At 45.0% G+C, this 647-nt stretch carries 2 protein-coding genes; both read right to left on the bottom strand.

The features are described 5' to 3' along the window. Positions 1–448, bottom strand: a 448-nt coding sequence (locus MoGM_RS01350) for a porin (protein ID WP_371410489.1), incomplete at its 3' end; no start/stop codon positions are given. A gap of 14 nt (positions 449–462) precedes the next feature. Next, positions 463–647 (bottom strand): hypothetical protein (locus tag MoGM_RS13255; protein WP_233210101.1); only part of this gene is annotated, 185 nt, incomplete at its 5' end.

The raw sequence follows: 647 nt of genomic DNA, 5'->3' as shown, positions 1-647 counted from the left end.
ATATACCCCCTTCAAGAGTAATGGGCATACGGTCATTGAACGTCCATGACGCTGATGCTCCGACATCGCGCACATTGCCGACCTGCTTTGCTATGAAGGATCGGTTGGCGAAATACTGTAGATGTGGTGAACGATGAGCGTCAATGGTAAACGGCACTCTCATCTGACCGAAGGTGAATTTTAACGCATCCTTTGGTTGCAGTCGCACGTATGCGTCGAGCATCTTTATTGTTCCCTCGTCAGAAAGGTCTATCTCTGCCTTGTATCTCACAATGGGAATCACCTTGCCTTCCACGCTCAGCCGTGCATTGCGTATCTCGAAGCGTCCCTTGTCTATCTGAGGTTCATATTCATATTTGGCACGGATTGTTCCGTGTATTTCAGGAATGAATGGATTTTTATTCTGAGCCACGGCAGACATTGCAATTACGGACAACACCGCCGTCATAATTAAAATTTGTTTCATGCTGTCTTTAATTTATTGTTGGTTTCGATGTTTCTGAGTGCCTGTGAAAAGGAGCTGACAAAGGAATGAAGATAATACAGGAGCATAAGATAGGAATATGCGGGTGCTCCTTCATCAAAGTCTTCATGGGTCATCCCTTTGGAATGTACGGCTATGCTGTGTTCTATAAAATCCTTCTCCA

The sequence above is a fragment of the Prevotella sp. MGM1 genome (assembly GCF_002933775.1).
Taxonomy (GTDB): Bacteria; Bacteroidota; Bacteroidia; order Bacteroidales; family Bacteroidaceae; genus Prevotella.
The sequence above is the reverse complement of the archived record's forward strand: the minus strand, read 5'-3'. Positions and strand labels throughout refer to the sequence as shown.